This window comes from Nocardioides sp. zg-1308 (assembly GCF_013155375.1).
Classification (GTDB): Bacteria; Actinomycetota; Actinomycetes; order Propionibacteriales; family Nocardioidaceae; genus Nocardioides; species Nocardioides renjunii.
Genome location: NZ_JABJQY010000004.1, coordinates 532,391 through 559,346, shown reverse-complemented (window position 1 = coordinate 559,346; position 26,956 = coordinate 532,391). Strand labels below are relative to the sequence as shown.

19 protein-coding genes are annotated in these 26,956 nt (G+C 72.9%); 9 read left to right on the top strand and 10 right to left on the bottom strand.

Features of this window, described 5'->3' with window-relative positions; translation table 11 throughout:
• The first annotated feature begins 272 nt into the window (after positions 1-272).
• From rimO to HN031_RS17530, 4 genes are all read left to right on the top strand, one after another.
• Positions 273-1,757, top strand: a complete 1,485-nt coding sequence (gene rimO / locus HN031_RS17545) for a 30S ribosomal protein S12 methylthiotransferase RimO (protein WP_216652600.1) — start codon at positions 273-275, stop codon at positions 1,755-1,757.
• On the top strand, positions 1,754-2,392 hold the full coding sequence (gene pgsA / locus HN031_RS17540) for a CDP-diacylglycerol--glycerol-3-phosphate 3-phosphatidyltransferase (RefSeq protein WP_172273106.1): 639 nt from the start codon (positions 1,754-1,756) through the stop codon (positions 2,390-2,392). Before rimO ends, pgsA begins: the two co-directional genes overlap by 4 nt.
• Positions 2,393-2,532: 140 nt before the next feature.
• Positions 2,533-6,006: an ExeM/NucH family extracellular endonuclease gene (locus HN031_RS17535; RefSeq protein ID WP_172273103.1), complete on the top strand. Its 3,474-nt coding sequence runs from the start codon at positions 2,533-2,535 to the stop codon at positions 6,004-6,006.
• 146 nt (positions 6,007-6,152) lie between these two features.
• Complete coding sequence (locus HN031_RS17530) at positions 6,153-8,486, top strand: bifunctional UDP-sugar hydrolase/5'-nucleotidase (RefSeq protein WP_367650804.1); 2,334 nt, start codon at positions 6,153-6,155, stop codon at positions 8,484-8,486.
• Positions 8,487-8,558: 72 nt separating this feature from the next.
• Here HN031_RS17530 and HN031_RS17525 read toward each other — a convergent pair whose 3' ends face one another.
• Positions 8,559-10,325, bottom strand: a complete 1,767-nt coding sequence (locus HN031_RS17525; protein ID WP_172273100.1) for a glycoside hydrolase family 15 protein — start codon at positions 10,323-10,325, stop codon at positions 8,559-8,561.
• A gap of 18 nt (positions 10,326-10,343) precedes the next feature.
• On the opposite strand from HN031_RS17525, the gene HN031_RS17520 reads away from it, so the two are divergent.
• Positions 10,344-10,823, top strand: a complete 480-nt coding sequence (locus HN031_RS17520; RefSeq protein WP_172273097.1) for a CinA family protein — start codon at positions 10,344-10,346, stop codon at positions 10,821-10,823.
• A 106-nt stretch (positions 10,824-10,929) separates the two neighbouring features.
• Positions 10,930-11,235, top strand: a complete 306-nt coding sequence (locus HN031_RS17515) for a helix-turn-helix domain-containing protein (RefSeq protein WP_172273094.1) — start codon at positions 10,930-10,932, stop codon at positions 11,233-11,235.
• A gap of 9 nt (positions 11,236-11,244) precedes the next feature.
• Here HN031_RS17515 and HN031_RS17510 read toward each other — a convergent pair whose 3' ends face one another.
• Genes HN031_RS17510 through HN031_RS17495 form a run of 4 tightly spaced genes read right to left on the bottom strand, consistent with a single transcriptional unit; the run spans position 11,245 to position 18,700 of the window.
• Positions 11,245-12,036 (bottom strand): Fpg/Nei family DNA glycosylase, encoded by a 792-nt coding sequence (locus tag HN031_RS17510; protein ID WP_172273091.1) that lies wholly within the window; start codon positions 12,034-12,036, stop codon positions 11,245-11,247.
• Complete coding sequence (locus tag HN031_RS17505) at positions 12,029-16,546, bottom strand: ATP-dependent helicase (RefSeq protein ID WP_172273088.1); 4,518 nt, start codon at positions 16,544-16,546, stop codon at positions 12,029-12,031. Before HN031_RS17505 ends, HN031_RS17510 begins: the two co-directional genes overlap by 8 nt.
• Positions 16,547-16,586: 40 nt before the next feature.
• Positions 16,587-17,846: a sulfatase gene (locus tag HN031_RS17500; protein WP_172273085.1), complete on the bottom strand. Its 1,260-nt coding sequence runs from the start codon at positions 17,844-17,846 to the stop codon at positions 16,587-16,589.
• Between the two features lie 29 nt (positions 17,847-17,875).
• Complete coding sequence (locus HN031_RS17495) at positions 17,876-18,700, bottom strand: AraC family transcriptional regulator (protein WP_172273082.1); 825 nt, start codon at positions 18,698-18,700, stop codon at positions 17,876-17,878.
• 49 nt (positions 18,701-18,749) lie between these two features.
• Here HN031_RS17495 and HN031_RS17490 point away from each other — a divergent pair, with 49 nt between their 5' ends.
• Complete coding sequence (locus HN031_RS17490) at positions 18,750-19,178, top strand: DUF2000 domain-containing protein (RefSeq protein ID WP_172273079.1); 429 nt, start codon at positions 18,750-18,752, stop codon at positions 19,176-19,178.
• Here HN031_RS17490 and HN031_RS17485 read toward each other — a convergent pair.
• The 3 genes from HN031_RS17485 to HN031_RS17475 form a co-directional block, all read right to left on the bottom strand.
• A complete protein-coding gene (locus HN031_RS17485; protein ID WP_172273076.1) occupies positions 19,153-19,860 on the bottom strand; it encodes a hypothetical protein in 708 nt (235 codons plus the stop codon). The two genes, HN031_RS17490 and HN031_RS17485, sit on opposite strands and share 26 nt — an antisense overlap.
• 95 nt (positions 19,861-19,955) lie before the next feature.
• The gene (locus tag HN031_RS17480; RefSeq protein WP_172273073.1) at positions 19,956-22,064 is read right to left on the bottom strand and encodes an acyltransferase family protein; all 2,109 of its coding nucleotides are present in this window, start codon (positions 22,062-22,064) and stop codon (positions 19,956-19,958) included.
• A gap of 89 nt (positions 22,065-22,153) precedes the next feature.
• Positions 22,154-23,107 carry a helix-turn-helix domain-containing protein gene (locus tag HN031_RS17475; RefSeq protein WP_216652528.1) on the bottom strand — a complete coding sequence of 318 codons (954 nt, stop codon included), beginning with the start codon at positions 23,105-23,107 and terminating at the stop codon, positions 22,154-22,156.
• Positions 23,108-23,221: 114 nt separating this feature from the next.
• Between HN031_RS17475 and HN031_RS17470 the strand changes: the two genes are divergently transcribed.
• Complete coding sequence (locus HN031_RS17470) at positions 23,222-23,857, top strand: isochorismatase family protein (protein ID WP_172273067.1); 636 nt, start codon at positions 23,222-23,224, stop codon at positions 23,855-23,857.
• Between the two features lie 121 nt (positions 23,858-23,978).
• Positions 23,979-25,223 (top strand): D-arabinono-1,4-lactone oxidase, encoded by a 1,245-nt coding sequence (locus HN031_RS17465; protein WP_172273064.1) that lies wholly within the window; start codon positions 23,979-23,981, stop codon positions 25,221-25,223.
• Between the two features lie 7 nt (positions 25,224-25,230).
• Here the strand turns inward: HN031_RS17465 and HN031_RS17460 are convergent, their stop codons facing one another.
• Positions 25,231-26,130 carry an NAD(P)-dependent oxidoreductase gene (locus HN031_RS17460; protein ID WP_172273061.1) on the bottom strand — a complete coding sequence of 300 codons (900 nt, stop codon included), beginning with the start codon at positions 26,128-26,130 and terminating at the stop codon, positions 25,231-25,233.
• Between the two features lie 62 nt (positions 26,131-26,192).
• The gene (locus HN031_RS17455) at positions 26,193-26,936 is read right to left on the bottom strand and encodes an SDR family oxidoreductase (RefSeq protein ID WP_216652527.1); all 744 of its coding nucleotides are present in this window, start codon (positions 26,934-26,936) and stop codon (positions 26,193-26,195) included.
• Positions 26,937-26,956: the final 20 nt, after the last annotated feature.

Here is a 26,956-nt window from a genome sequence, read left to right as displayed (position 1 = left end):
GGTCTCGATACGCCTCGCTCGTCCCTCGCTCGGCTACTCGACCAGCAAGGACAAACGCCTCGCTCCGCTACTCGACCAGCGAGGAGGGCGGACGTCTCGTGGCAGCCCACTCGACTACTCGAGCAGCAACACGACCGAGGCAAGACACCGCCCCCAGGTGACCCCACCCCCCGTGAGAGCCGCCTCACCGCGCCGCTGGTGCGGGTCGGAGTGGCGGGGCACGGCATACTCACGATGCGATGACGACTGACACCGAGCTGCCCCCCACCCCGCTGAACGTCGCGGTGGTCACGCTGGGCTGCGCCCGCAACGAGGTGGACTCGGAGGAGCTCGCCGGACGCCTCGAGGCGGGCGGGTTCGTGTTGGTCGAGGATCCCGAGGACGCGGACACCGTCCTGGTCAACACGTGCGGCTTCGTCGAGGCCGCCAAGAAGGACTCCGTCGACACGCTGCTCGAGGCCGCGGACCTCAAGGAGTCGGCCGGCAACGGCGGGCGTGCGCAGGCCGTCGTCGCCGTGGGCTGCCTGGCCGAGAGGTACGGCAAGGACCTCGCGGCGTCGCTGCCCGAGGCCGACGCCGTCCTCGGCTTCGACGACTACCCCGACATCGCGTCCAAGCTCCGCGCCATCGTCGCGGGGGAGACCCACCACCCCCACACGCCCTCGGACCGTCGGCGGCTGCTGCCCATCTCGCCGGTGGACCGTGACGCCTCCGGGATCTCGGTGCCCGGCCACCAGGACGCCAGCACCCCCGCCGCCACGCTCGTCGCCGAGCCGGGCGACCTCACCGACATCGGCGCGGGCGCGCCGGCGACGGGACCCCGCGCCGTACGCCGTCGGCTCGACGCGGGCCCGATGGCGCCGCTCAAGCTCGCCAGCGGCTGCGACCGTCGCTGCACCTTCTGCGCGATCCCGAGCTTCCGTGGGTCCTTCGTCAGCCGCCGCCCGAGCGACGTGGTCGCCGAGGCGCGCTGGCTCGCGACGCAGGGCGTCAAGGAGCTCTTCCTCGTCAGCGAGAACTCGACCTCCTACGGCAAGGACCTCGGCGACCTGAGGCTGCTGGAGACCCTGCTGCCCGAGCTGTCTGGCATCGACGGCGTCAAGCGCGTCCGCGTGTCCTACCTGCAACCGGCCGAGACCCGCCCCGGCCTCATCGAGGCGATCGCCTCGACGCCCGGCGTCGTGCCGTACTTCGACCTGTCCTTCCAGCACGCCAGCGCCACGGTGCTGCGCCGGATGCGCCGCTTCGGCGACCCCGAGAGCTTCCTCGGGCTGCTCGACCGGGTGCGCACGCTGGCCCCGCTGGCCGGCGTACGGTCAAACGTCATCGTCGGGTTCCCCGGCGAGACCGAGGACGAGCTGCAGGTGCTCTGCGACTTCCTCGAGGCGGCGCGGATGGACGTCACCGGCGTCTTCGGCTACTCCGACGAGGACGGCACCGAGGCGGCGGGCTTCGCCGACCACCTCAAGCTCGACGAGGACGAGATCCGTGCCCGCACCGAGCACGTCACCGCCCTCGTCGAGGAGCTCAACGCCCAGCGGGCCGAGGAGCGCGTCGGCGAGGAGGTCGTGGTGCTCGTGGAATCCGTCGAGGACGGCGTCGTCGAGGGCCGCGCGGCCCACCAGGGCCCCGAGGTCGACGGTACGACGCTCCTGCTGGGCGCCGCCGACGCGCAGGTCGGCCACCTGCTGAGCGCCACGGTCACCGGCACCGACGGGGTCGACCTCGTCGCGCGCGTGGACGGAGCGGCCCGATGAGCACGGACCCGACGCACGCCGAGCAGCGCCAGGTGTCGAACTTCAACATCGCCAACGTGCTGACCACCCTGCGCATCGTGATGGTCCCGTTCTTCGGCTGGGCGCTCCTGCACGACGGCGGCGACGACCCGCTGTGGCGGTGGGTGGCGTTCGCGCTGTTCGCCGTCGCGATGATCACGGACAAGATCGACGGAGACCTCGCCCGCAAGCACGACCTGGTCACCGACTTCGGCAAGATCGCCGACCCCATCGCCGACAAGGCCATCACCGGCATGGCCTTCATCGGCCTGTCGGTCGTCGGCGACGTCTGGTGGTGGGTGACGGTCATCGTGCTGCTGCGCGAGTGGGGCGTGACGCTGCTCCGGCTCTCCGTCCTCAAGCAGGTCGTCATCCCGGCCGCGTGGAGCGGCAAGGTCAAGACCGTCCTCCAGGCCGTCGCCCTGTCCGGGCTGATCTGGCCCCTGCCCCACGGTGACGCGCACGGCGGTGCCTTCGACTTCTGGCCGGGTCCCCTGGGCGAGGTGCTGTTCTACGTCAGCCAGGTCCTGCTGGCCGGCGCCGTCGCGATGACGATGTGGTCGGGCTGGGAGTTCGTCCGTGAGGTGCGCAAGCAACGGAACGCCGCGCCCGTCTGAGACGTAGGTCACACGTCCACAAACGGCCGCCTGAACTTTTGGCAACACTGGCAGGAAAAGGTCGTGCCGCGCCTCCCTTTTCGGGGTCCCGCTGGGTGAAGATGCGTCGGTCACATCCACCCGAACACCCCGGAGCACACATGCGCACACCTGCGCTCCCCTCGCCGCGCCACATCGCGGCAGGAGCGGGCCTGGCCCTCTTGGCGGCCGGACTCACCCCCCTTGCAGCATCGGCCAACCCCGCCGGCACCGGCCTCGTCATCAACGAGGTCTACGGCGGCGGCGGCAACACCGGCGCCGTCTTCACCAACGACTTCATCGAGCTCCACAACCCGAGCACGTCCGCGATCTCGGTGAACGGGCTGAGCCTCCAGTACCGCTCGGCCGCGGGCACGGGTGCGCCGGGGACGTCCAACGTCTTCTCGCTGCCGAACAAGACGATCCAGCCGGGTGGCTACTTCCTGGTCCAGGCGGCGCCCGGCGCCACCGTGACGGACAAGCCGCTCCCCGTCATCCCGGACGCGCAGACCACGGGCACGAACCTCAACCTGTCGGGCACCGGCGGTCAGGTCTACCTGGTCAACGGCACCGCACCCCTCGACGCCGGCACGGGCACGATCTCCAACGCCAGCGTCGTCGACTTCGTGGGCTGGGGGACGACGACGACCAGCTACGAGGGTGAGGTCGTCGCGCCGGCCACCCGCAACTCGGCGCCCGCGACCACGAACGCCACGTCGATCTCGCGCAAGACCGCCGGCACGGTCGTCCAGGACACCGACTCGAACGCCGCCGACTTCGCGACCGCCGCGACGCCCAGCCCCACGACGACGTCCGTCGCCGGGCCGCTCACCGTCGCCCAGCCCGGCAACAAGTCGGGTCAGGCCGACGTGCCGATCGCGCCGTTCACCCTGACGGCCACCGGTGGCACCTCGCCCTACACCTGGTCCGCGACCGGCCTCCCGGCCGGAGTCACCGTCGCCGGCAACGGCGCGGTCTCCGGGACGCCGACGGCGCCCGGCACCTACACCGTCACGGCGACGGCCACCGACTCGGCCACGCCGACCGCGGCGACCGATGACGTGACCTTCACCTTCACCGTCACGGCGGCGCCGACGCTCATCCCGATCTCTGCCGTGCAGGGCACCGGTGCGGTCTCGCCGCTGGTCGGCCAGAAGGTCATCACCCGAGGCATCGTCACCGCGACCTACCCGAGCGGTGGCTTCCGCGGGTTCTACATCCAGACCCCCGGCTCCGGGGCGGCCAACATCGACCTGGCCGCGCACACCGCCTCCGACGGCGTCTTCGTGCGCCAGCCGAGTGGCTCGATCGACGGGTTCCCCGGCGACTACGTCGAGGTGACCGGCAACGTCACCGAGTTCGCCGGCGCCACGCAGATCGAAGCAGCGGCGGCCGACATCACGCCGCTCGTCGGCCAGAACCCGGCGGCCGTCGTGACGACCACCACCGCCACCTGGCCGCGCGCCGCGGCGCAGAAGGAGTCGCTGGAGGGCATGCGCTACCGCCCGACCGGCGACTTCACCGTCACCAACACCTTCTCCACCAACAACTTCGGTGAGGTCGGGCTCGCCCAGGGCACCAAGCCGCTGATCCAACGCACCGAGGTGGAGCTGCCCGGCCCGGCCGCCTCCAGCGCCACCGAGGCGGACAACCTGGCTCGCGGCGTCGTCCTCGACGACGGCTCCTCGACCAACTTCCTCCTGACGGGCAACGCCACCGACTGCGCACCGCGGCCGACCGGCTGCCTGCTCAACGGCGACCAGACCCCGCCGTACGTCTCGACCACCAAGCCCATCCGGGTGGGCGCGCGCGCCACGTTCGTCGCCGATGTCATCTTCACGGAGGGCGGCTCGCCGAGCGCCCCGACCTACCGGTTCCAGCCCCTCACCACGGTGGTCGGCCCGACCAACGCCGGCTCGCCGGCGACGTTCGAGAACACCCGTACGGCGGCGCCGGACGAGGCCCTCATCAACGAGGTCGGCACCGCTGACCTCAAGATCGCCTCGTTCAACGTGCTGAACTACTTCACGACCCTCGGCGACGCCAACGACGACAACATCGGCGACGGCGGGTGCACGCCGTTCCGCGACCGCGACGACGACGGCAACACCGTCAACGGCGGCTGCGACCAGCGCGGTGCCTGGGACCCGCAGGACTTCCAGCGCCAGCAGTCGAAGATCGTCTCGGCGATCAACGCCCTCGACGCCGACGTCGTCGGGCTCATGGAGATCGAGAACTCCAAGCAGCTCGGCGAGACGCCCGACGAGGCCACCAACAGCCTCGTCGCCGCGCTCAACGCCGAGGCGAGCGCCGGCACGTGGGCGGCGAACCCGTCCTCGACCGAGCTCCCGGCCGACGGCATGGACGTCATCACCAACGCGATCATCTACAAGCCGGCCAGCGTGGACCGCATCGGCGAGTCGCGTGCGCTCGGCACCCTGAGCGACGCCGGCGAGGCGTTCGACAACGCACGTGAGCCGGTCGGCCAGGTGTTCCGCAGCGACGCCGGCGGCGACCCGTTCCTGTTCGTCGTCAACCACTTCAAGTCCAAGGGCTCGGCCGGTCCCAACCCGGGCGACACCGACACCGGCGACGGTCAGGGCGCGTCCAACGGCTCGCGCAAGCTGCAGGCCACGGCGCTGCGCGACTGGGTCACCGGCCTCCAGGCCGAGACCGGCGTGCAGTCGGTCGTCATGGGCGGCGACTACAACTCCTACGCCATGGAGGACCCGCTGCGGATCCTCTACGACGCCGGCTTCACCAACGTCGAGCAGCACTTCGACAACGGCGAGTTCTCCTACTCGTTCTCGGGGCTGTCCGGCTCGCTGGACCACATCCTCGTGAACGACGCGGCGCTCAAGCGGTCGACGGGCACGGACATCTGGAACATCAACGGCGGGGAGTCGCTGGCGCTGGAGTACAGCCGCTGGAACTACCACGCGACCGACTTCCACGCCGCGGGCCCGTACCGGTCCTCCGACCACGACCCGGTCATCCTGGGCTTCAGGAAGACGGCGCCCACGGCACCGCCGGTCGTGGCGGACACGTCCGTCACCGGCTCCGCCGGCACGGTGGTCTACGGCAAGACCGGCTCCGTGACGGTGAAGGTCGCCCCGGCGACCGCCACCGGCACCGTGACGGTCGCCAAGGGCGCCACGGTCGTGGGCTCCGCCACGCTGGCGTCGGGCCAGGGCACGGTCACGCTGGCCGCGAAGTCGCTGCCGGTCGGGACGCACACGCTCGCGCTCGCCTACTCGGGCGACGCAGGGCACAAGCCGTCCACCGGCTCGGTCACAGTCGCGGTGAGCAAGGCCGACCCCACTCTCGGGGCGAAGGTCACGCCGAAGAAGGTCAAGGTCGGCAAGAAGGCCACGGTCAAGATCACCGTGTCCGCCCAGGGCTTCACGCCGACCGGCAAGGTGAGCGTCAAGGTCGGTGGCAAGACCTACCGGGCGACCCTGAAGAAGGGCCGCGCCGTCATCACGCTGAAGGCCTTCAAGAAGCCGGGCACCTACAAGGCGAAGGTCTCCTACTCCGGCGACGCGACCACCGAGGGGGCGGGCACCCGCGTCACCGTGAAGGTGAAGCGCCGCTGAGCCGGACCCGCACGAGTGGCCCGGCCGTCCAGCCAGGACGGCCGGGCCACTCGGCACACCCCCTGCCCGCAGGGAGCCGCACCACTGTCCGACGGTCGGGTTATGGTGACCCGACTCACACGCACTTCCACCCGAAAGGCCCACTCGTGTCAGCATCACGAACCGGTCGCAGACTCGCTCTGACGACCTCCCTGACGGGGCTCCTCGTAGCTCCGCTCGCCGTCGTCGGCCTGGCCGCGCCGGCGCACGCCGCACCCGTCGACATCCAGATCCTCGGCACCAACGACTTCCACGGCCGCCTCCTCCCCAACACGAGCAGCGGTGCGCAGGAGGCCGGCGCCGCGCAGTTCGCCGGTGCCGTCAAGCAGCTCGAGGCCGGTTTCGCAGGTCCCACCGTCTTCGCTGCCGGCGGCGACCTCATCGGCGCCTCGACCTTCGAGTCCTTCATCCAGCGCGACAAGCCGACCATCGACTCGCTCAACGCCGCGGGGCTCGACGTGTCCGCCGCCGGCAACCACGAGTTCGACGCCGGCTACGGCGACCTCGTCAACCGCGTGATGGGTCCCTACGACGCCACCAGCAACGCCGAGGGCGGCGCCGCGTGGCAGTACATCGCGGCCAACGTGCGCAAGAAGTCGGACGACTCCTACGCCCTGCCCGACATCACCGCGCGCACCCCCGATGCCAACGACACCTCCGACGGCGGCACGTGGACCACCACGGCCGGCGGCGTGAAGATGGGCTTCATCGGCGGCGTCACCGAGGACCTGCCCTCGCTGGTGAGCCCGTCCGGCATCGCCGACCTCAAGATCAGCAGCATCATCGCCGAGACCAACGCCGCCGCTGACCGGCTCAAGGCCCAGGGCGCCGACATCGTCGTGCTCCTCGTGCACGAGGGTGCTCCCGACACCACCGAGGCGTCGGCGCGCAGCAACGACAACGCCTTCGGCCGGATCGTCAACGGCGTGGACGGCGACGTCAGCGCGATCATCTCCGGCCACACCCACCTGGCCTACAACCACGTGATCAACGGCCGCCCGGTCGTCTCGGCCGGCCAGTACGGCACGAACCTCAACCGCCTCGTCTTCACGGTCGACCCGGTCGCCGACACGGTCGTCCTCAAGAGCGGCGACATCGTCCGCGCCAACACCGTGACGGTGGCTGACGCCGGCGCCCTCGCCACCAAGGCCGCGGTCCAGGAGATCGTCTCCAAGGCGGAGGCCCAGGCCAACGTGCTCGGCGCCCGCGTGCTCGGCAAGGTCGGCGGCGCGTTCAACCGCGCCAAGCTCGCCGACGGCACCACCGAGAACCGCGGTGGCGAGTCCACCCTCGGCAACCTCGTCGCCGAGGTCCACCGCTGGGCCACCTCGACCGCCGAGGCCGGCGCCGCGCAGATCGCGTTCATGAACCCCGGCGGCCTCCGCCAGGACATCGCCGGCCCGGCGGACGTGACCTACAAGCAGGCCGCCGTCGTGCAGCCCTTCGCCAACACCCTGGTCAACATGAAGATGACCGGCGCGCAGATCAAGACTGTGCTCGAGCAGCAGTGGCAGCGCGACGACAAGGGCGTCGTGCCCACCCGTGCCTTCCTGCGCCTCGGCACCTCAGAGGGCTTCTTCGCCACCTACGACCCCAGCCGCCCCGAGGGCAACCGGGTCACCGGCATGTGGCTCAACGGCAAGGCGATCGAGTCGGGCACCCAGTACTCCGTGACCGCCAACTCGTTCCTCGCCGGCGGCGGTGACAACTTCCGCGGGTTCAACGCCGCCACCGCCAAGCGCGACACCGGCAAGTCCGACCTGCAGGCCATGGTCGACTACATGGCCGCGAAGGCCGCCACGACCCCGCTGCCGGTCAAGGCCGACCAGCGCCAGGTCGGCGTCAGCTGGCCCGCCGGCGCCCCGCGCTTCTACCGCCTCGGTCAGGACCTCAAGCTGAACCTGTCGTCCCTCGCCATGAGCACCGCGGCCGACCCCAAGGACGCCTCCCTCGCGGTCAAGGTCGGCAACGCGTCGGTGTCCTCGGTCCCCGTCGACAACACCGTGTCGACGACGGCCCAGGACGACGAGACCGGCAAGGCCGCCGTGTCGATCTCCCTCAAGGGCAAGGTGCGCAAGGGCAAGCAGCTGCTGACCTTCACCGGTCCCACCACCGGCACCACGTTCACCCTCCCGGTCGACATCCGCAAGGCCAAGGCGGAGCTCAAGGCCCGCACCAAGCCCGGTCGCATCGTCAAGGGCAAGACCCGCGCTCGCCTGAAGATCAAGGCCTCGGCCCTGGGCATCAAGGCCGTGACCGGCAAGCTCGTGGTCAAGGTCGGCGGCAAGAAGTACACCGTCAAGCTCAAGAACGGCAAGGCGACGGTCAAGCTCGACCGCTTCGCCAAGACCGGCACCAAGCGCGTCGTCGTGAAGTACGCCGGCAGCAACAAGGTGCGCACCAAGACGGCCGTCGTGAAGATCAAGGTGCGCCGCAAGTGACGCACTGATCGACCCAGCACGAACCCGGAGGCCCGGTCATCGTCCGCGATGGCCGGGCCTCCGGTGCGTCCGTCACCCGAGGGCGAGCGCCGCCTGCACGAGCGCGAGGTGGCTGAAGGCCTGCGGGAAGTTGCCCGCCATCCGGCGGCGGTCGGGGTCGTACTCCTCCGAGAGCAGGCCGACGTCGTTGGCCAGGTCGCACAGCCGGTCCATCAGTTCCTCGGCCTGCTCGCGCCGTCCCGCCGCCGCCAGCGCCGACACCAGCCAGAACGAGCACGCCAGGAACGGGTGCTCGTCGCCGGAGAGGCCGTCGACGCCGGTCTGGGTGCGGTAGCGCAGCAGCAGGCCGGAGTGCATCAGGTCCGTCGTCACCGCGTCGATCGTCCCGAGCACCCGCGGGTCGTCGCCCGGCAGGAAGCCGACGAGCGGGATGGTCAGCAACGACGCGTCGACCTCGTCGGTGTCGTAGTGCTGGGTGAAGGTCCCGCGCGCGCTGTCGAAGCCCTTCTCGAGCACCTCGTCGCGCACCCGGTCGCGCAGCTCGCGCCACCGCTCCAGGGGGCCGTCGAGCCCGTGGTCCTCGACCGCCTTGACCGCACGGTCGAAGGCCACCCACACCATGACCCGCGAGTGGGTGAAGTGGCGCTGCGGTCCCCGGATCTCCCACAGTCCGTTGTCGGGCTCGTCCCAGTGGTCGGCGAGGTCGTCGACCAGCGCCCGCTGGAGCGCCCAGGAGTTGTGGCTCTCCTCCACGCCCGCCCGCCGAGCCAGCTCGAGGGCGATCATCACCTCGCCCAGCACGTCGTTCTGGCGCTGCGAGACCGCTCCGTTGCCGATGCGCACCGGTGTGCTGCCGGCATAGCCGGGCAGGTGGTGCAGCTCGCGCTCCGGCAGCTCGCGACCGCCGTCGACGGTGTACATGATCTGCAGGTCGGCCGGGTCGCCGGCGACGGCACGCAGCAACCACTCGCGCCACCGGTGCGCCTCGTCGACGTAGCCGGCGCCCAGCAGCGACTCCAACGTCAGCGCGGCGTCGCGCAGCCAGCAGAAGCGGTAGTCCCAGTTGCGCTCGCCGCCGAAGTCCTCGGGCAGCGACGTCGTCGGGGCGGCCACGATGCCGCCGGTCTCGGCGTGGGTCATCATCAGCAGCGTCAGCAGGCTGCGGCGCACCAGGTCGGCGTGCGGCACGGTGCCGGGGGAGCGCTCGGACCACGACTGCTGCTCGGCGGCCGTCGCGCGGATGCGCTCGTCGAAGCTGAGGGGCTTGGGGACGTCGCGCCACGAGCGGACCCACGTCGTCGAGAAGGTCATCTCGTCGCCGGCGGACAGCTCGAACTCGTCGCGGTGGTGGCCGCGCTGACCGTGGGGCAGGCGCGGGCCCCGCAGGATGAACTTGTCCGGCCCCGCCACCGCGACGACGACCTCGTTGCCGTGCGCGTGCTCACGGCTCACCCACGGGCGGACCTTCCCGTAGTCGGTGCGCACGACCCAGTCGTGGCGGATCCGCACCGTCCCGCGCGTGCACGTCAGGCGGCGTACGACGTCCGCGCGGCCGTCGCCGGTCGGCATCAGGTCGAGCAGCACCACCTCGCCGTCCGCGGTCGCGAAGGTGGTCTCGAGCAGCGCAGTCCCGTCGACGTACCTGCGGCTGCAGGCGACCACCTCGTCGGCCGGCGCGAGGAGCCAGCGGCCGTGCTCCTCGGTGCCCAGCAGCGCGGCGAAGCAGGCGGGGGAGTCGAACCGCGGCAGGCACAGCCAGTCGATCGAGCCGTCCGTGCCGACCAGCGCTGCGGTGCCGTTGTCACCGATGAGGGCGTAGTCCTCGATGGGGAGTGCCATGCGGATAGTGTCGCCGACATGTGGTCGGACGACGCGCTGGCGCGGCGCGTGCTCGAGCAGCTGGCCCGACGCGGCGAGACGGTCGCGACCGCGGAGTCGCTCACGGGCGGGATGCTCTCGTCCTGGCTGACCGACGTGCCGGGCGCCTCGAGGTCGTTCGTGGGCGGCGTCGTGTCCTACGCGACGCGCGTCAAGGTCGCGGTGCTCGACGTGCCCGCCGACGTGGTGGACCGGCACGGCGTGGTGTCGGAGGAGTGCGCGATCGCCATGGCGCGCGGGACGCGGGCCCGGCTCGATGCCTCGTGGGGCGTCTCGACCACCGGCGTCGCGGGCCCGGACGAGCAGGAGGGCAAGCCCGCCGGCACCGTGTGGGTGGCCGTCGCGGGCCCCGACGCGGTCGAGGCGCGCAGGCTCACGCTGCACGGCGACCGGAGCACGATCCGGCGGGGTGCGTGCGAAGGCGTGCTGTCCGCCCTCGAGGGCCTGCTCGTCCGCTGAGCGCGGAGCGATCCGCTCCGACTGGGCGTCTGCCCGCGGGACTAATGAGCCCTCGGGTAGCGTTGGGGCAGAAGACTTCCTCCCGCCTCGACGAAGGACTGTGCGCATGGTGCTCTTCCGACGACTGCTCGGCGACGTGCTGCGCGGTGCGCGGATGCAGCGGGGGATGACCTTGCGGGAGCTCTCGGCCGAGGCCCGGGTCAGCCTGGGCTACATCAGCGAGATCGAGCGGGGTCAGAAGGAGGCGTCGTCCGAGCTGCTGGCGTCGCTGTGCCAGGCGATGGACCTGCCGCTGTCCGACGTGCTGCGCGACGTCGCCGACGCGGTGGCCCTCGAGGAGGCCGCCGTCCTGGCGAGCACGCAGATCACCGCCGTGCGCCGAGCCGGCGACGTGGTGGCCTCCGCCGCCTGAGGCCCGCCCTCACCGCTCCGGCTGGCAGCTGGGGCACCAGTAGGCCGCGCGCTCGCGGCCCGGCTCACCCAGCATGGTGACCGCGATCGGGGTGCCGCAGCGGCGGCAGGGCGACTTGTCGCGCCGGTAGACCCACATGCGCTCGCGCTCGCGCAGGTTGCCCGTGGTGGACTGGATGGCGCGGTCCTTGTTGACCTCGAGCATCTGCTTGGCCCGGCGGACCAGGCGGGTCAGGTCGGGCACGCCGGCGACCTCGGTGGCGGGGTTGACGCCGCTGGTGAAGCACAGCTCCGCCATGTACATGTTGCCGACGCCGGCCAGGTTGCGCTGGTCGAGCAGCGCCTCCCCGACGGGGCGGGCCGGCTCGTGCCGGAGGTTGTGCAGCGCCTGGTCCTCGTCCCAGTCGGGCCCCAGCAGGTCGGGGCCGAGGTGAGCGGTGAGCTCGGCCTCGGCCTCGCGGGGCACCAGCTCGACGATGCCCAGCTGGAAGCCGACCGCCTTGCGCCCCTCGATGCCCAGCACGAGCCGGACCTGGACGTCGGGCCGCCGCCACTTCTCGCCGTCGGGGTAGACGTGCCAGGAGCCCTCCATCTTGAGGTGGGTGTGCAGCGTCCAGGCGCGCTCGTGGTCGATGCGCGTGATGATGTGCTTGCCGCGCGACAGCGAGCGGATGACGGTGCCGCCGGTCAGGTCGACGGTCGCGAAGGCCGGCACCCGGAAGTCAGTGAGCGTGAGCCGGTGGCCGGTGAGGGCGCGGTCGAGCTTGGTGGCCGCGCGCCAGACGGTGTCTCCCTCAGGCACGGATCCTCAGCCCCTTGGGCGTCGCGACGAACCCCGCGGCCGACAGCGCCAGCCGGATGGGCGTCTCGCCGCCGTTGCCGATGAGCGCCTGGCCGTCGGCCTTCTCCACCGTGAGCCGGCCCAGCGCGCCGCGGCGGGCCGCGTCGGCCAGCGCGGTCATGGCCGGGGTGAGCACGTCGGGGTCCTCGGTCCAGGTGAGGAGGGTGCGTCCGCCGCGCTCGACGTAGACGGTGAGGTCGCCGTCGACGAGCACGACCAGCGCGCCTGCCTTGCGGCCGGGACGGTGGCCGGTGCGCTCGGCGTCGGCCTCGGGCCACGGCAGGGCGGCACCGAAGACGTTGGCCGGGTCGGTCGCGGCGAGGGCGACGACGGTGGGCTTGGTGCCTCCCTTGGCGCTGTCGGGCTCGGCGAAGGTGCGGAGCCGGTCGATCGCCCCCGCGCTGCCGAACTGAGCGGCGCCGAGGCCCTCGATGAAGTAGCCGCGGCGGCAGCGGCCGGTGTCCTCGAACGCGCTGAGCACCTTGTAGACGCCGGCGAAGCCGCCCACCACGCGCTCGCTCATCACGGCGCCGCGCGTCACCACGCCGTGCCGCTCGAGGAGGTGCTCGGCGCGGGCGTGCGCGCGCCGGGTCGGGTCACCGTCGCGGTCGGGCAGCAGCGCCCAGCGCCCGGCGGTCTCCGGCGGCCCGGTGCGGGCGGGCATCCGGCCGCGGGTCGTCCTGCCCATGCGCGGGGGCGTGCGACGCGAGCGGTGCGACGGCGTGCCGCTGCGGACGAGGGCCCGCAGGGGCGTGAGGGTGTCGTTGGTGACGAGGCCGCGCCACACGAGCTCCCAGAGGGCGGTGCTGAGCTCGGCGTCGGTGGTGGGGCCGACGCGGTCGGCGAGCTGGCGGAAGAACCACGCGCCGCCGGGGTCGAGCGCGTCGAGCACGGCGCGCTGGAGGCCGGTGGGCTCGTCGCCCTCGAGCTCGGGCAGGGTCAGGTGGGCCTGGTCGGCGAGGTGCAGGCTGACCCACCCGTCGCTGCCGGGGAGCGGGGAGTGGCCGGTCCAGATGACCTCGCCCGAGGCGGTGAGCTCGTCGAGCATCGACGGCTCGTAGTCGCGCACGCGGGCCGCCAGCACGAGCGGCTCGAGCGCGCTCGCCGGCACGGGGCACCCGGCGAGCTGGTCGATCGCCGCCACCACCCCGTCGACGCCGCGCAGCGTGCCGCCGACGCGCTGCCAGGCGGGCAGGAACCGCGCCACTGCGTCGTGGCCGACCGGCTCGATCTCCTGGCGCAGCCGGGCGAGGGAGCGGCGGCGCAGCTTGCGGAGCACCTCGGCGTCGCACCACTCGTTGCCGGCCCCGGAGGGCCGGAACTCGCCGTCGAGCACCCGGCCCCGGTGGGCGAGCCGCTGGAGGGTCTGGCGCGCCACGGCCTCACCGAGGCCGAGCCGCCCGGCGACCTCCGCGGTCGTGAAGGGGCCGTGGCTGCGGGCGTAGCGGGAGACGAGGTCGGCGAGCGGGTCCTCGGGCAGCTGGAGGAACGCGTCGGGGGTGCCCACGGGGACGGGCACGCCGAGGCCGTCGCGCAGCCGGCCGATGTCCTCGATCGCGGTCCACCGGTCCTCGCCGGCCATCCGCACCTCGACGACGCGGCGTACGTCGGCCAGCGAGGCCAGCCAGCCCTCGACGTCGGCCCCCTCGACCGCGCGGGCGCGGATCTCGGCGGTGGACAGCGGGCCGACGAGCCGCAGGAGGTCGGCGACCGCCTCGGCGTCGCGGGCGCGCCGGTCGTCGGCGAGCCACTGGAGCTCGGCCTCGACCTCGGCCAGCACCTCGGGGTCGAGCAGCTCGCGCAGCTCGGCGCGACCCAGCAGCTCGGCGAGCAGGCCCTGGTCGAGCGAGAGGGCGGCGGCCCGACGCTCGGCGATCGGGGAGTCGCCCTCGTAGACGAACTGGGCGACGTAGCCGAAGAGCAGGCTGCGGGCGAAGGGGCTGGGCTGGGTGGTGGCGACGTCGACCACGGTGATCTCGCGGCGCTGCACCCGCCCGAGCAGGGCCACGAGCGCGGGGAGGTCGTAGACGTCCTGGAGGCACTCGCGCACCGCCTCGAGCACGATGGGAAAGGCAGGATATTGCGACGCGACCTGGAGCAGCTGCGCGCTGCGCTGGCGCTGCTGCCACAGCGGGCTGCGCCGGCCGGGGTCACGACGCGGCAGGAGCAGGGCCCGGGCCGCGCACTCGCGGAAGCGGCTGGCGAAGAGCGCGGACCCGCCGACCTCCTGGGTGACGAGCTGCTCGATCTCCTCGGGCTCGAAGACGATGATCTCGCCGGTCGGCGGCTCGGCGTCGGTGTCGGGGATCCGGATCACGATGCCGTCGTCGGACGCGACGGCCTGCCCGTCGACGTCGTAGCGCTCGCGCAGCCGGGCGTTGATGGCGAGTGCCCACGGCGCGTGGACGGGGGTGCCGTAGGGGGAGTGGACCACGAGGCGCCAGTCGCCGAGCTCGTCGCGGAACCGCTCGACCACGACCTGGGTGTCGTTGGGCACGACCTGCGTGGCCTCGCGCTGCTCGCCGAGGTAGGTGACGAGGTTGGCGGCGGCGTTGGCGTCGAGGCCCCGCTCGCGCACGGACGCGACGGCCTTGTCGTGCGGCTGGGCGGCGAGCTCGCGCGTGAAGGCGCCGACCGCTGCCCCGAGCTCGGCGGGCCGGCCGAGGGCGTCGCCCTTCCAGAACGGCAGCCGCCCCGGGATGCCCGGCGCGGGCGTCACCAGCACCCGGTCGTGGGTGATGTCCTCGATGCGCCAGCTGGTGGCACCCAGCGCGAAGACGTCGCCGACGCGGGACTCGTAGACCATCTCCTCGTCGAGCTCGCCGACGCGGCTGGCCTTCTCGCCGACGAGGAACACCCCGAAGAGCCCGCGGTCGGGGATCGTGCCGCCGCTGGTCACGGCCAGCCGCTGGGCACCGGGCCGACCGCTGAGGGAACCGGTGACCCGGTCCCACACGATGCGGGGGCGCAGCTCGGCGAACTCGTCGCTGGGGTAGCGGCCGCTGAGCAGGTCGAGGGTGGCGTCGAAGGCCGAGCGGGGGAGCTGGGAGTAGGAGGCCGCCCGGATGAAGAGGGCGAACATCTCGTCGACGTCCCACTCCTCCATCGCCAGCATCGCCACCACCTGCTGGGCGAGCACGTCGAGCGGGTTGGTGGGGATCGACAGCTTCTCGATGGCGCCGCTGCGCATCCGCTCCACGGCGACGGCGGTCTGGGCGAGGTCGCCGCGGTGCTTGGGGAAGAGCACGCCGCGGCTGGTCTCGCCGACCTGGTGGCCGGCACGCCCCACGCGCTGGAGGGCGCTGGCCACGCTGGGCGGCGACTCGATCTGCACGACGAGGTCGACCGACCCCATGTCGATGCCGAGCTCGAGGCTGCTCGTCGCGACCACGCAGGGGAGCCGCCCGCGCTTGAGGTCGTCCTCGATGATCGCCCGCTGCTCCTTGGAGACCGAGCCGTGGTGGGCCTTGGCGATGACGGTGTCGGCGCCGGTGCTCTGGCCCGACTGCGCCATCACCTGGGCGGGGGAGCGGCCGCCCTCCTCGACCTCGACGCCGGCGCGCTCGGTCGCGATCTCGTTGAGCCGGGCGGTGAGGCGCTCGGCGAGGCGCCGGGAGTTGGCGAAGACGATCGTGGAGCGGTGCTGCTCGACGAGGTCGACGACGTTCTCCTCGACGTGGGGCCAGATGCTCGTCGAGCGGCCCGGATCGCCGGACTCCTCGTCGTACTCCTCCGGCATCGTCATGTCCTCGACCGGCACGACGACCCGCAGGTCCCACTCCTTGGTGCTGGGCGGGGAGACGATCTCGACGGGCTGGGTGCCGCCGAGGAAGCGCGCCACCTCCTCGAGGGGACGCACGGTCGCGCTCAGCCCGATGCGCTGCGCGGGACGGTCGAGCAGCGCGTCGAGGCGCTCGAGGCTCAGGCCGAGGTGGGCACCGCGCTTGGTGCCGGCCACGGCGTGCACCTCGTCGATGATGACGGTGTCGACCCCGCGCAGCGTCTCGCGCGCCTGGCTGGTGAGCATGAGGAAGAGCGACTCGGGCGTGGTGATGAGGATGTCGGGCGGCGTCGTGCCGAGCTTGCGCCGGTCGGCCGGGCTGGTGTCGCCCGAGCGCAGCCCGACGGTGACGTCGGGGACCGTCGCCTCGAGCCGCTCGGCCGTGTTGCGGATGCCGGTCAGCGGCGCGCGGAGGTTGCGCTCGACGTCGACGCCCAGCGCCTTGAGCGGGGAGATGTAGAGGACACGGGTGCGCCGCATCTTGTCGTCGGGTCGCTCGGTGCTCAGCAGCCGGTCGATGGCGTGCAGGAAAGCGCTCAGGGTCTTGCCGCTGCCGGTCGGGGCGACGACGAGGGCGTGCTTGCCGGCGGCGATGGCGTCCCAGGCCCCCTCCTGCGCCGGCGTCGGGCTCGCGAAGGACGCCTCGAACCACGCGCGCGTGGGCGCACTGAAGCGGTCGAGGGCGGTCATGGCCCCGAGTCTGCCACTGGCGTACGACACCGGGCGGCGGCTACAGCTCGAGCTCGCGCAGGGCACGGCCCCGCGAACCGGCCAGCTGGCCCGTCCTCCTCGACCACTCGGAGACGTCGGTGTCGCGCAGGCTCTGGAGCTGGTGAGGGTCGCTGGCGAGGTCGTAGAGCTCCCACTCGCCGGAGCGGACGTGCTCGACGTAGGACTGCGACTCCTCGCGGAGCATCGCCCAGTCGAGGTTCGTGTTCTCGACCAGCAGGCGGCGGCGCCAGGAGGACCAGTCGCCGGACCTGAGCGGCTCGAGCATCGAGCGACCGTCCAGGTCGCGCCCGGCGTCCGGGTCGAGCCCGGCGATGTCGAGGGTGGTGGGCATCAGGTCGACCTGCGAGACAAGCGCGTCGACCGTGCGCGGCTCGACGCCCGGCCCGCGGACGACGAACGGGATGCCGGCCGACTCCTCGTAGGGCTGCGACTTGTGGAAGAGCCGGTGCTCGCCGAGCAGGTAGCCGTTGTCGGAGACGAAGAAGATCCACGTCCTCCTGAGCTGGCCGGTCCGCCGCAGGACGTCCAGCACGCTCCCGATCCGGTCGTCGACGTCCTGCAGCTCCTCCAGCTTGCCCTCGTAGATCTTCCGCATCCGGCGGCGGTCCTGGGGCGGGAGGTCCCGGATCCACGAGGGCTTGTCGCCCATGTCGGGCTCGTTGAGCGCCGGTGGGTCCCACTCGACCCCGTCGAAGTCGTCGGCGTGCTCGGGGCTCGGCGTGTAGGGACCGTGGGGCGCCGTCGGCGCGTACACGGCGAACCACGGACCGGTGTCGCGGTGCCGGCGGATGAAGCGGCGCAGGCGCTGGGCGGCGAAGGCGTCGAACTCGCGTTGCGACCCGACCGTCCGCACGGTCCCGTCGACGTTCACGCGGGGGTCGTCGACCATGCCGTCGAGGAGGGCGATCCAGCGGTCCCAACCGGGGGCGACGTACGACGGCTGCTGTGCGAGCCCGTTCATGTACTTGCCGAAGTAGCCGGTGTCGTAGCCGGCCGCCCTCATCCGCGTCGCCGCCGTGTCCCGGTCGTGCCCCTGCGCCACGAACGGCGGATGGGTCATGTTGCTGTCGCACCCGTGGTTGTGGGGATAGAGACTGGTGAGCATCGAGGCGCGCGCCGGACCGCACAGTGGCATCGCGCTGTAGCCGCGCCGGAAGTGCACGCCCTTCCTCGCCAGGCGTCTCCAGGTCCGGTCCATCGACCTCAGCGTGGAGCGCATCTGGTCGTCGGTGATGATCCAGAGCACGTTGTCGGCCATGGCCCCCACCCTACGGAGCCCGGCGGTCCTCAGGCGGAGCGCGCGTACGCCGCCGGCGTGACCCCGAGCGTCCGTCGGAAGTGGCGCGTCAGGTGCGCCTGGTCGTGGAACCCGGCCTCGACCGCGACGACGCCCGGCGGCGTGCCGGCGAGCAGCAGCCGTCGCGCCACGTCGACCCGACGACCCACGAGGTAGCGGTGCGGGGAGATGCCGAGCTCGTGGCCGAAGGCACGGACGAGGTGCGACGGACCGGCCCCCAGCACCGCCGACGCGGTCGCCAGGCTGATCCCGTCGACGACGTGTGCGTCGAGCAGGTCCTGGAGCCGTCGCGCCAGGGTGGGCGCCCGTCCCCGGGCAGGCGCCGCGTCCGTGCGGTCGAGGTGGCGACCGAGCCGTGCGGTGACGATCGCGAGCCAGGTCTCCGCCGCGAGCTCGTCGCCCGGTCGCTGGACGGCGCGGTGCACGCGGTCGACCGCGGCCCACAGGGACGGGTCGGTCCAGTCCGGCCGGTCGACGGCCCGGCCCAGCCGCTGGACATCCACCTGGCTGGTGTCGAGGTAGAGCACCCGCTTGCGGAAGCCCTCGGCGCCGACCGCACGGCCGTCGTGGGCGACGTGGGGAGGCAGGAGGACGACGCGCGACGGTGCGGTCTGGTGCTCGCGACGGTCCAGGTCGTAGCGCACGCCGCCGGCGTCCACCAGCAGCACCGTCCAGGCGTCGTGGGTGTGCTTGGGGTAGGCGTGGCTCGTGAAGGCGGCGTGCAGCACCTCGGTGAGGCCGGGGACGTCGGGGCGCCACGCCCGGACGCGCGTCGCCGGGGCCACGGGGGCCGCCGGGTGCGCCGGGTCCGCCATGGCAAGAACGTACAAGACCGGATGCCGTGGGCGAGCCGACGATGACCGGATGAGCGACTTCCCGACCCCACCGTTCGACTCCAAGATCGCGATCGTCGTCCGTGACGACCTCGCCACCTGGCAGCGGCTCAACGTGACGGCGTTCCTCGCCAGCGGCGTCGCCGCGGCGCACCCGCAGCTCGTGGGGCTGCCGTACGTCGACGCGGACGACACCACCTACCTCCCGCTGCTGGGCATGCCCGTGCTCGTCTTCGAGGCGGACGGGGGGACCCTGCGTGCGGTGCGCGAACGTGCCGTGCGCCGGGACCTGCCGCTCGCGCTCTACGCCGCCGACATGTTCCGGACCGGCCACGACGAGGCCAACCGCGCGGTCGTCCGCGCGGTCGCCGGGGCGGACCTCGACCTGGTCGGCGTCGCGGTGTTCGGTCCCAGGAACGCCGTGGACAAGTCGGTCAAGGGCGCGGGCCTGCACCCGTGAGGTGCGGCCTGTTCCTGACGCCGGCCCACGCCCCGCCCAGCGCCGTCACCGCGACGAGGGCGATGGCGAACCCCGTCCAGTCGCCGACCGGGAGGTGGCGCCCGACCGCGTAGAGGGCAGTGTTCACGACGGCGTAGACCGCGCCGTACTGGAGGATCCGCCGGACCGGTGTGAGGCCGACGTGGCCGTCCGCGACCGGCCGGTTCGCCCGGCGGTAGACCTGCCACGGGGCGCTCATCACGACCGCGTCGAGGAGGTAGCGCGAGTTGTCGGTGTCGTCGTCGACGGGGCGCAGGCCGACCAGCTCGGCGCGGTGCCGCTCGACCCCGCGCTGCACCAGCCCGAGCGCGACGGCCAGGACGAGCGCGACGAGGGCGGTGACGGCGTACGCGGCGAGCGGACCGAGGAGGGCATGCATCCGCAGGTAGACCCAGTAGCCGGGGATGTCGTCGGCCACCTGGTAGACGGGGAACACCGTCACGCACCACAGCCGCGCGAGCGCGAACCGGCGCCGGTCCGTCGCGCTCGGGCCGTCCCCGGCGACCCCCGCAGCCAGGGCGCGGGTGATCTCGGCGTTCCGGGCGAGCATCTCCTTGAACACGTCGATCGCGTCGGGCACGTAGCGCCACACGCTGAGGACGGCACCCTCGGCGGCACTGACGGCGATCGTGCGTGCGGACATCGGGACTCGGCTCTGTCGGCGGCGCGGGCGAGGCCTGCGCGCGCGCTGCCCAGCATCGTGGCAACGACCGTCGCGCGCCAGAGCGGGACCGGACCTCACCTCGGCACGGCGGCGACGAGCTGCGGCAGGAGCCACGGGGCGATCCACCCCTGGACGCCCGACGGAGTGAGGTGCAGCCCGTCCGAGCGGACCTGGTAGCCGCCGGCGGTCCAGGTGAAGCGACCCCCCGGGGAGATCCGGGCGCCGAGGTCGACGACCCTCACGTGGGGGTGGTCGCTCGCGACGCTGCGCAGCAGGTCGTTCCAGGCCGTCACGCGGTGCGGCTCGTCCTCGGGGAACAGGCTGCCGTCCAGCTGCTCGCCGCGCCGGTTGTAGGGCTCGGTGGCCAGCAGCACGTGCGCCCCGCGGGCTCCGACCGTGCGGATGGCGAGGTCGAGCTCGGACCGGAGGTGCGCGTCGAAGGCGGGATCGCCGACGTGCGTCCACCGCCCCTCGAGCACGCGGTCCATCGTCTCCCACCTCCCGACGAGGACGAGCGCGACGTCCGGGTCGTCCCGGGCGACGTGCGAGCGCCAGATCCGCGGCCAGTCCCGGCACGTCGGCATCAGGCCGGCGTAGTGGCGCCCGAAGTAGCGGAACGGCGCCGTCCGGCTGATCCCGCACCCCATGAGCGTGCGGTCTCGCACGTCCAGCTCGGGGTGGGCGGGCAGGTAGTTCACCAGCGTCCACGCCACCGAGTCGCCGAACACGTCGACCACCACGGGCTGGCCCGGTCGCCGCCGGTGCAGCTCCGGGGTCGGGCGCGGGGTGGGCCGCTCGCTCCCCGCCTTCGTCCGGTCCCGGGTGCGGTCGCGGTCGCCGTCCTCGGACGTACGGCCGTCCCCACCGTCGTCGCCGCCGTCCTCCCCCCGGAGGAAGCGGTCGAGCGCGACGGACGCGTCCGCCTGCTGCACGGGCAGCGACGGCACCGTCGTGGTGGCGAGCAGCACCACGGCCCCCGCTGCCAGCGCCACCCCCGCCTCGGCGACGCCGAGCACGGGACGCCTCGGGTGCAGTCCCCGCTGGACCGGACGCTCGACGAGCACGTACGAGACGGCGGCGATGCCCACGGTCAGCAGGCACCGCACGGCGAGCAACGTCAGGCCGTCCAGCCCGGTCCGGTCGGCGTTGGCGGCGACGAACACCGGCCAGTGCCAGAGGTAGACGCCGTAGGAGATCCGGCCCAGCGCCGGCAGCGGGGGCAGCGAGAGCAGCCGGGCGGACCACCCGGACGGGACGAGGACGACGTGGGCGATGACCACCGCCACCGCGAGGGCGACGGCCGCCATGCCGCCGCGGTAGAGCGCCGGGTCCGTCCCGGACAGCCGCGTCGAGGCTCCCACCACGACCGCCGTGGCGAGGGCGGCCAACGCACCCAGCGCCGTACGACGCCAGCCGCGGGCGGCGGGTCGCGGGGCGACGGACGTGAAGGGCCGCTCGCGCAGCGCGGCGCCCCTCTCGCCGCGGACCGCCAGGAACGCTGCCAGGGCCGCTCCGACGAGGATCGCGCCTCCCCGGGTGTCGGTGCCGTAGTAGGCCCGGCCCGGGTCGGCGGGGGACCACACCGCCGCGAGCGCGACCGCCGAGGCGACGGCGCCGACGCCGCACAGCACGACCAGCGCCCACAGGCGGGCCCGCACCCGGCCCCCGTCGGAGCTGCCCGCGGACGTGCGGGGCGTGCGACAGCCGACCAGGACGGCGCACAGGACCAGGGGCCACAGCAGGTAGAACTGCTCCTCGATGCCGAGCGACCAGGTGTGCTCGAGGGGCGACGGCGCGGCCGTCTGGGCGAAGTAGTCGCCGCCGCGGAGGACCATGCGCCAGTTGGCGACGTAGAAGAGGGCCGCGATGCCGTCGCCGCGCAGGAGGCGGACCTCCTCAGGCGGAAGCAGGGCCCGCGCGCCGACCGCCACGGCCGCCACCACGAGCAGCAGCGCCGGCAGCAGCCGCCGTGCCCGACGTCCCCAGAAGGCGGTCAGGTCGATCCGGCCGCCGGTGCGGGCCCACTCCGCGAGCAGGAGCGTGGTGATGAGGTAGCCGGACAGCACGAAGAACGCGTCCACGCCGAGGAAGCCGCCGCTGGCCCACGACACGCCGCCGTGGAAGGCCAGGACGCCGACGACCGCGACGGCACGGATGCCGTCCAGGGCGGGGACGTGGGCCATGACGACCCTCCGGAGGTCGCGGTCGGGATCTTCCATGGTGGACCTGCGGCCGCGGTCTGTCATGGGTCGCGAGTCCCGACGGCCCGGGACTACCGGGCGGCGGTGCGCCCCGAGGCCGTGAACCTCTCGCGGTACGACGTCGGCGTGGTGGCGTAGGCCGCCACGAAGTTCTGCCGGAACGTGACGACGCTCTGGAAGCCGCAGGCCGTCGCCACCCGGGTCATCGGCCACGTGGTGGTCTCGAGGAGGGTGCGGGCCTCGTCCAGCCGGCGGGCCAGGACCCATCGCGCCGGAGTGGTCCCGGTGACCTCGGCGAACCGGCGGGTGAAGTTGCGGCGGCTCATCCCGGCCCGGTCGGCGAGCTCGTCGACACCGAGGTCGCGGTCGAGGTGCGCCAGCGCCCAGTCGAGCGTGGGTCCGAGGTGGCCGACCCCACCGGCGTCCGGCACCGGGCGGTCGACGTACTGCGCCTGGTTGCCCTCGCGGTGCGGCGCCACCACGAGGTGCCGGGCCACCGTCGTGGCCGCGGCGGCGCCGAGGTGGGAGCGGACGATGTGGAGGCAGGCGTCCAGCGCCGAGGCCGTCCCGGCCGAGGTGAGGACGTCGCCGTGGTCGAGGTAGAGCGCCACCGGGTCGACCCGGACGCCGGGGCGGCGGGCCGCGAGCTCGGACGTGACCGCCCAGTGGGTGACCACGCTGCGGCCCTCGAGCGGCACGCTGTCGACCACCGGGAACGCGCCGAGGCAGAGCCCGGCGATGCTGGCGCCGCGGGCGTGGGCGGCGCCCACGAGCGAGACGAGGGACGCGCCGGCGGGTGGCAGGTCGGTCGGCCACGACGGGAGGACGAGGAGGTCGGCGTCCGCGACGCTCCCGGGGTCCCCGACGTCGTCGACCACGAGTCCCTCGGCGGTGCGGACGGCCCGGCCGTCGTCGGTCCACACGGTCGTGCGCCAGCCCTCGGCCAGCCCGAGGCGGCCGACCTCGCCGAAGACGAGCAGCGGCGCGGCGAGGTGGAACATCGTGATGCCGTCGAAGGCGTGCACGCCGATCCTCATCGTTGGCCCGATCTCATCGAAGGTGGTCTCAGCTGCCGCTCACGCTACCGGCCTCGGGCACGTCAGGCTGGGGGAAGACCCACCCGTCACCGAAGGAGCCCCATGTCCAGCCCCCGCCGCGCCCTCGTCGTCGTCGACGTCCAGCAGGAGTACTTCGACGGCCCCCTGCAGATCCAGCACCCCCCGCGCGAGGAGTCCCTCGCCCACGTCACCCGTGCGATGGACCTCGCGACCGAGGAGGGCCTGCCGGTCGTCGTGGTGCAGCACGAGCTGCCCGAGGGTGCTCCCGTCTTCGCCGTCGGGTCCGCGGGCTGGGCCCTGCACCCCGAGGTCGAGAAGCGCCTCCAGCCCGGCTGGAAGCGCGCCAGCAAGGACAAGGGCAGCGTGTTCGCCGGCACCGACGTCGCCGAGTGGCTGGCCGAGCAGGGCGTCGACACCGTCACCGTCGTCGGCTTCATGACCAACAACTGCGACATCGCGGCCGCCGTCGAGGCGGAGGGCCTCGGCCTCGCCGCCGAGGTGCTGTCGGACGCCAGCGGGGCCATCCACCTGGCCAACGAGGTGGGCAAGGTCCCGGCCGAGGTCCTGCACGAGACACTCCTGGTCCTGCTCCACTCCAACTTCGCCGCCGTCGCGACCACCGAGACGTGGGCGAGCGCGGTCCGCGCAGGGGAGCCGCTGCCGAAGAGCGACCTCGGCACCTCGGCGATGCAGGGACGCGCCGCCTTCGCCGGCTGACGTGACCCCGGCCCGCCGGCCGCCCCCGTGACGCCGGTCGCCCCTTGACGCCGTCGCCCCTTGACGCCACGGGGCCGGCTCTCCACTCTGGGCACGACGGTCGCCGACCGCTGGAGGAGCCATGGCCCGGAGCGCGTTCACCGACCAGACGTCGCCGACGTGGACCAACTGGGTCGGCAACCAGTCCTTCACACCCGCCCGCGCCGCCGCACCGCGCGACGAGGAGGAGGTCGCCGCCCTCGTCCGCCGGGCGGCCGAGCGCGGGGTCGGCGTACGCGTCGCCGGTGCCGGGCACTCGTTCACGCCGGTCGTGCAGACCGACGGCCTGCTGCTCGACCTCGCGGCGCTGAGCGGTGTCGTGCACACCGACCCCGTCGGCAAGCGCGCCACCGCGCTGGCCGCGACGCGGATCCGCGACTTCTACGAGCCGCTGTGGCAGGCCGGCCTCGCGCTGCGCAACCAGGGCGACATCGACACCCAGCAGATCGCCGGCGCGGTGGCCACCGGCACCCACGGCTCGGGCACCCGCTTCACGAGCCTGTCGGGGGTGGTGCGCGGCGCGCGGATCGTCACCGCCACCGGCGACGTCCGCGACGTCGACGGCTCCGACCTCGACCTCCTGCACGCCACGCAGGTCTCCGTCGGAATGCTGGGCGTCGTCACGCGCCTCGAGCTCGAGGTCACCGACGCCTACCGCCTGCGCGAGCAGGTCGGGCTGCGGTCGTGGGACGACGTGACGGAGCACTGGGACGAGCTGGTCGACCAGCACCGCCACTTCGGCTTCTTCTGGCTCCCGACCGAGGAGTCCGGCGCGCTCTACAACCTCGACGGCCACGGCGAGCGGCTGGCCAATCAGTGCTACGTCAAGGTCTACGACGAGGTCGGCCCGGACGTCGCCGACGACGACACGGTGGGCCGTCGCGTCGACCGGTGCTACCGGATCTTCCCCATGGTCTACGACCCGAACTTCCACGAGCTCGAGTACTTCGTCGCGCTCGAGCGCGCCCCGCAGGCGCTGCAGGCGGTCCGCGAGCTGATGCTCCGCAGCCTCCCGGACGCGGTCTACCCGCTCGAGGTGCGCACGGTCGGCGCGGACCGCGCGTTCCTGTCACCGCAGCACGGCACGGCGACCGTCGTCATCTCGGTGTCCGGCAAGCCCGGCACCGACTACTGGGCCTACCTGCGCTCGGTCGACGCGCTCCTGGCCGACTTCGACGCCCGGGTGCATTGGGGCAAGCTGCACTTCATGACGCCCGAGCGGCTGCACGCGCTCTACCCGCGTGCCGCCGACTTCATCGCCCTGCGCCGCGAGCTCGATCCCGAGGGGATGTTCCTCAACGACCACCTGCGCCCGCTCTTCGCCTGAGCCGGCCTCACCCCGCGGCGGGTGCGTCCAGCACGTCGCGCCACGAGTGCCGGGGGTCGAACCCGACCAGCTCGCGCGCCTTGTCGATCGCGTAGAACGTCTCGTCGCGACCCATCTCGCGACGCACCTCCACCCCGTCGTAGAAGCGCTCGCGGACCTCGTCGTTCGTGGCCGCCACGGACAGGTCGGCGTTCGCGACGTTGAAGACCTCGTAGCCCAGCCCGTCGGTCACCAGGCAGCGCTGCACCATCTGGCCGAGGTCGCGCACGTCGATGTAGGCGAAGACGTTGCGCCGCCGCAGGGACGGGTCGGCCACGAACGCCGGGAACCTCTCGGCGTACTCGTGCGGCTCGATGACGTTGTTGATCCGCAGGCCGTAGACGTCGGCACCGGTGCGCGCGTGGAACGAGCGCGCGGTCACCTCGTTGGCGACCTTGGACATCGCGTAGGAGTCCTCGGGGACCGTCGGGTGCTCCTCGTCCACCGGCAGGTAGAGCGGGCGCCGCTCGCCCTGGGCGAAGCAGATGCCGTAGGTCGTCTCGGAGGAGGCGAACACGACCTTGCGGACGCCGAGGCGGGTGGCCGCCTCGAGCACGTGGTAGGTGCTGAGCACGTTGGCCGCGTACGTCGCCGCGTCCGAGGTCAGCAGGATCGCGGGCACCGCCGCGAAGTGGACGACCGCGTCGTAGGACGGCTTCTCCGGCAGGTCGAGCTCCGCGGCGGTCGCCAGCCCGGCGAGCGCCGAGTAGGTCTCGCCCGCGTCGGTGAGGTCGACGCGGAGGTCGGCCACCGCCGGGTGGCCGAGGGGGGTCAGGTCGGCGTTGGTGACCTGGTGGCCCTGCTCGGCGAGGTAGGGAGCGACGTGCCGGCCGGCCTTGCCGCTGCCGCCGGTGAAGAAGATGCGCATGGCCCTTCATACCCCGGCGGCGGGCGGCGACCCCGAGCGGGGCCGCCACCCAGCGGGCGGTCTCACCAGGGCTGCACGCCGCTCTCGTCCCGGAACGTCCCGGTGGGGCCGTCGTCGGGCAGGGTCGCGAGCTCGAGGAAGACCGCGGCGCCCTGCTCGGGCGTACGCGTCCCTCGGTGGCCGTTGAGGTCCGTGGCGACGTAGCCCGGGCACCCGGCGTTGACCAGGACGCCCGCGCCGGCGAGCTCCTTGGCGTACTGGACGGTGATGGCGTTGAGGTAGGTCTTGGAGGGCGAGTACGCCGCCGAGATCGGGCCGACGGCCTCGTCCTGGGCGGTCTGCAGGGTGAGCGAGCCGACCGTGCTCGAGACGTTGACGACGCGGGGCGACGCGGCGCGGCGCAGCATCGGCAGCATCGCGTTGGTGACCCGGATGACGCCGACGACGTTGGTGTCGACGACCTGCAGGACCTGCGCGGCGCTGACGCGGCTCGGCTCCTGCGGCATGCCGCCGGTGATGGCGGCGTTGTTGACCAGGACGTCGAGGCCGCCCTCCTCCTCGAGCAGGACCGCCGCGGCGGCGACGCTCTCGTCGTCGGTGACGTCGAGCGGGACGCCGAACACGTCGAGCCCCTCGGCCCGCAGCTTGTCCACGGCCTCCTCGCGGCGACCGGGGTCGCGGGCGCCGACCCCGACCCGGAAGCCCGACCGGGCCAGGCCCGCCGCGATCTCGTAGCCAATGCCCTTGTTGGCGCCGGTGACCAGCGCTGTCTTCTTCATGGTGTTCCCGTGGGTGGTCTCTGACATGCCTCGATCCTGTGCTCGTG

What these genes read in the sequence shown, in the direction of transcription:
- pgsA (WP_172273106.1), top strand. Translation starts at nt 1,754, where the DNA reads ATGAGCACGGACCCGACGCACGCCGAGCAGCGCCAGGTGTCGAACTTC.
- HN031_RS17535 (WP_172273103.1), top strand. Translation starts at nt 2,533, where the DNA reads ATGCGCACACCTGCGCTCCCCTCGCCGCGCCACATCGCGGCAGGAGCG.
- HN031_RS17525 (WP_172273100.1), bottom strand. Translation starts at nt 10,325, where the DNA reads ATGGCACTCCCCATCGAGGACTACGCCCTCATCGGTGACAACGGCACC.
- HN031_RS17520 (WP_172273097.1), top strand. Translation starts at nt 10,344, where the DNA reads ATGTGGTCGGACGACGCGCTGGCGCGGCGCGTGCTCGAGCAGCTGGCC.
- HN031_RS17515 (WP_172273094.1), top strand. Translation starts at nt 10,930, where the DNA reads ATGGTGCTCTTCCGACGACTGCTCGGCGACGTGCTGCGCGGTGCGCGG.
- HN031_RS17505 (WP_172273088.1), bottom strand. Translation starts at nt 16,546, where the DNA reads ATGACCGCCCTCGACCGCTTCAGTGCGCCCACGCGCGCGTGGTTCGAG.
- HN031_RS17500 (WP_172273085.1), bottom strand. Translation starts at nt 17,846, where the DNA reads ATGGCCGACAACGTGCTCTGGATCATCACCGACGACCAGATGCGCTCC.
- HN031_RS17495 (WP_172273082.1), bottom strand. Translation starts at nt 18,700, where the DNA reads ATGGCGGACCCGGCGCACCCGGCGGCCCCCGTGGCCCCGGCGACGCGC.
- HN031_RS17490 (WP_172273079.1), top strand. Translation starts at nt 18,750, where the DNA reads ATGAGCGACTTCCCGACCCCACCGTTCGACTCCAAGATCGCGATCGTC.
- HN031_RS17485 (WP_172273076.1), bottom strand. Translation starts at nt 19,860, where the DNA reads ATGTCCGCACGCACGATCGCCGTCAGTGCCGCCGAGGGTGCCGTCCTC.
- HN031_RS17480 (WP_172273073.1), bottom strand. Translation starts at nt 22,064, where the DNA reads ATGGCCCACGTCCCCGCCCTGGACGGCATCCGTGCCGTCGCGGTCGTC.
- HN031_RS17470 (WP_172273067.1), top strand. Translation starts at nt 23,222, where the DNA reads ATGTCCAGCCCCCGCCGCGCCCTCGTCGTCGTCGACGTCCAGCAGGAG.
- HN031_RS17465 (WP_172273064.1), top strand. Translation starts at nt 23,979, where the DNA reads ATGGCCCGGAGCGCGTTCACCGACCAGACGTCGCCGACGTGGACCAAC.
- HN031_RS17460 (WP_172273061.1), bottom strand. Translation starts at nt 26,130, where the DNA reads ATGCGCATCTTCTTCACCGGCGGCAGCGGCAAGGCCGGCCGGCACGTC.
- HN031_RS17455 (WP_216652527.1), bottom strand. Translation starts at nt 26,936, where the DNA reads ATGTCAGAGACCACCCACGGGAACACCATGAAGAAGACAGCGCTGGTC.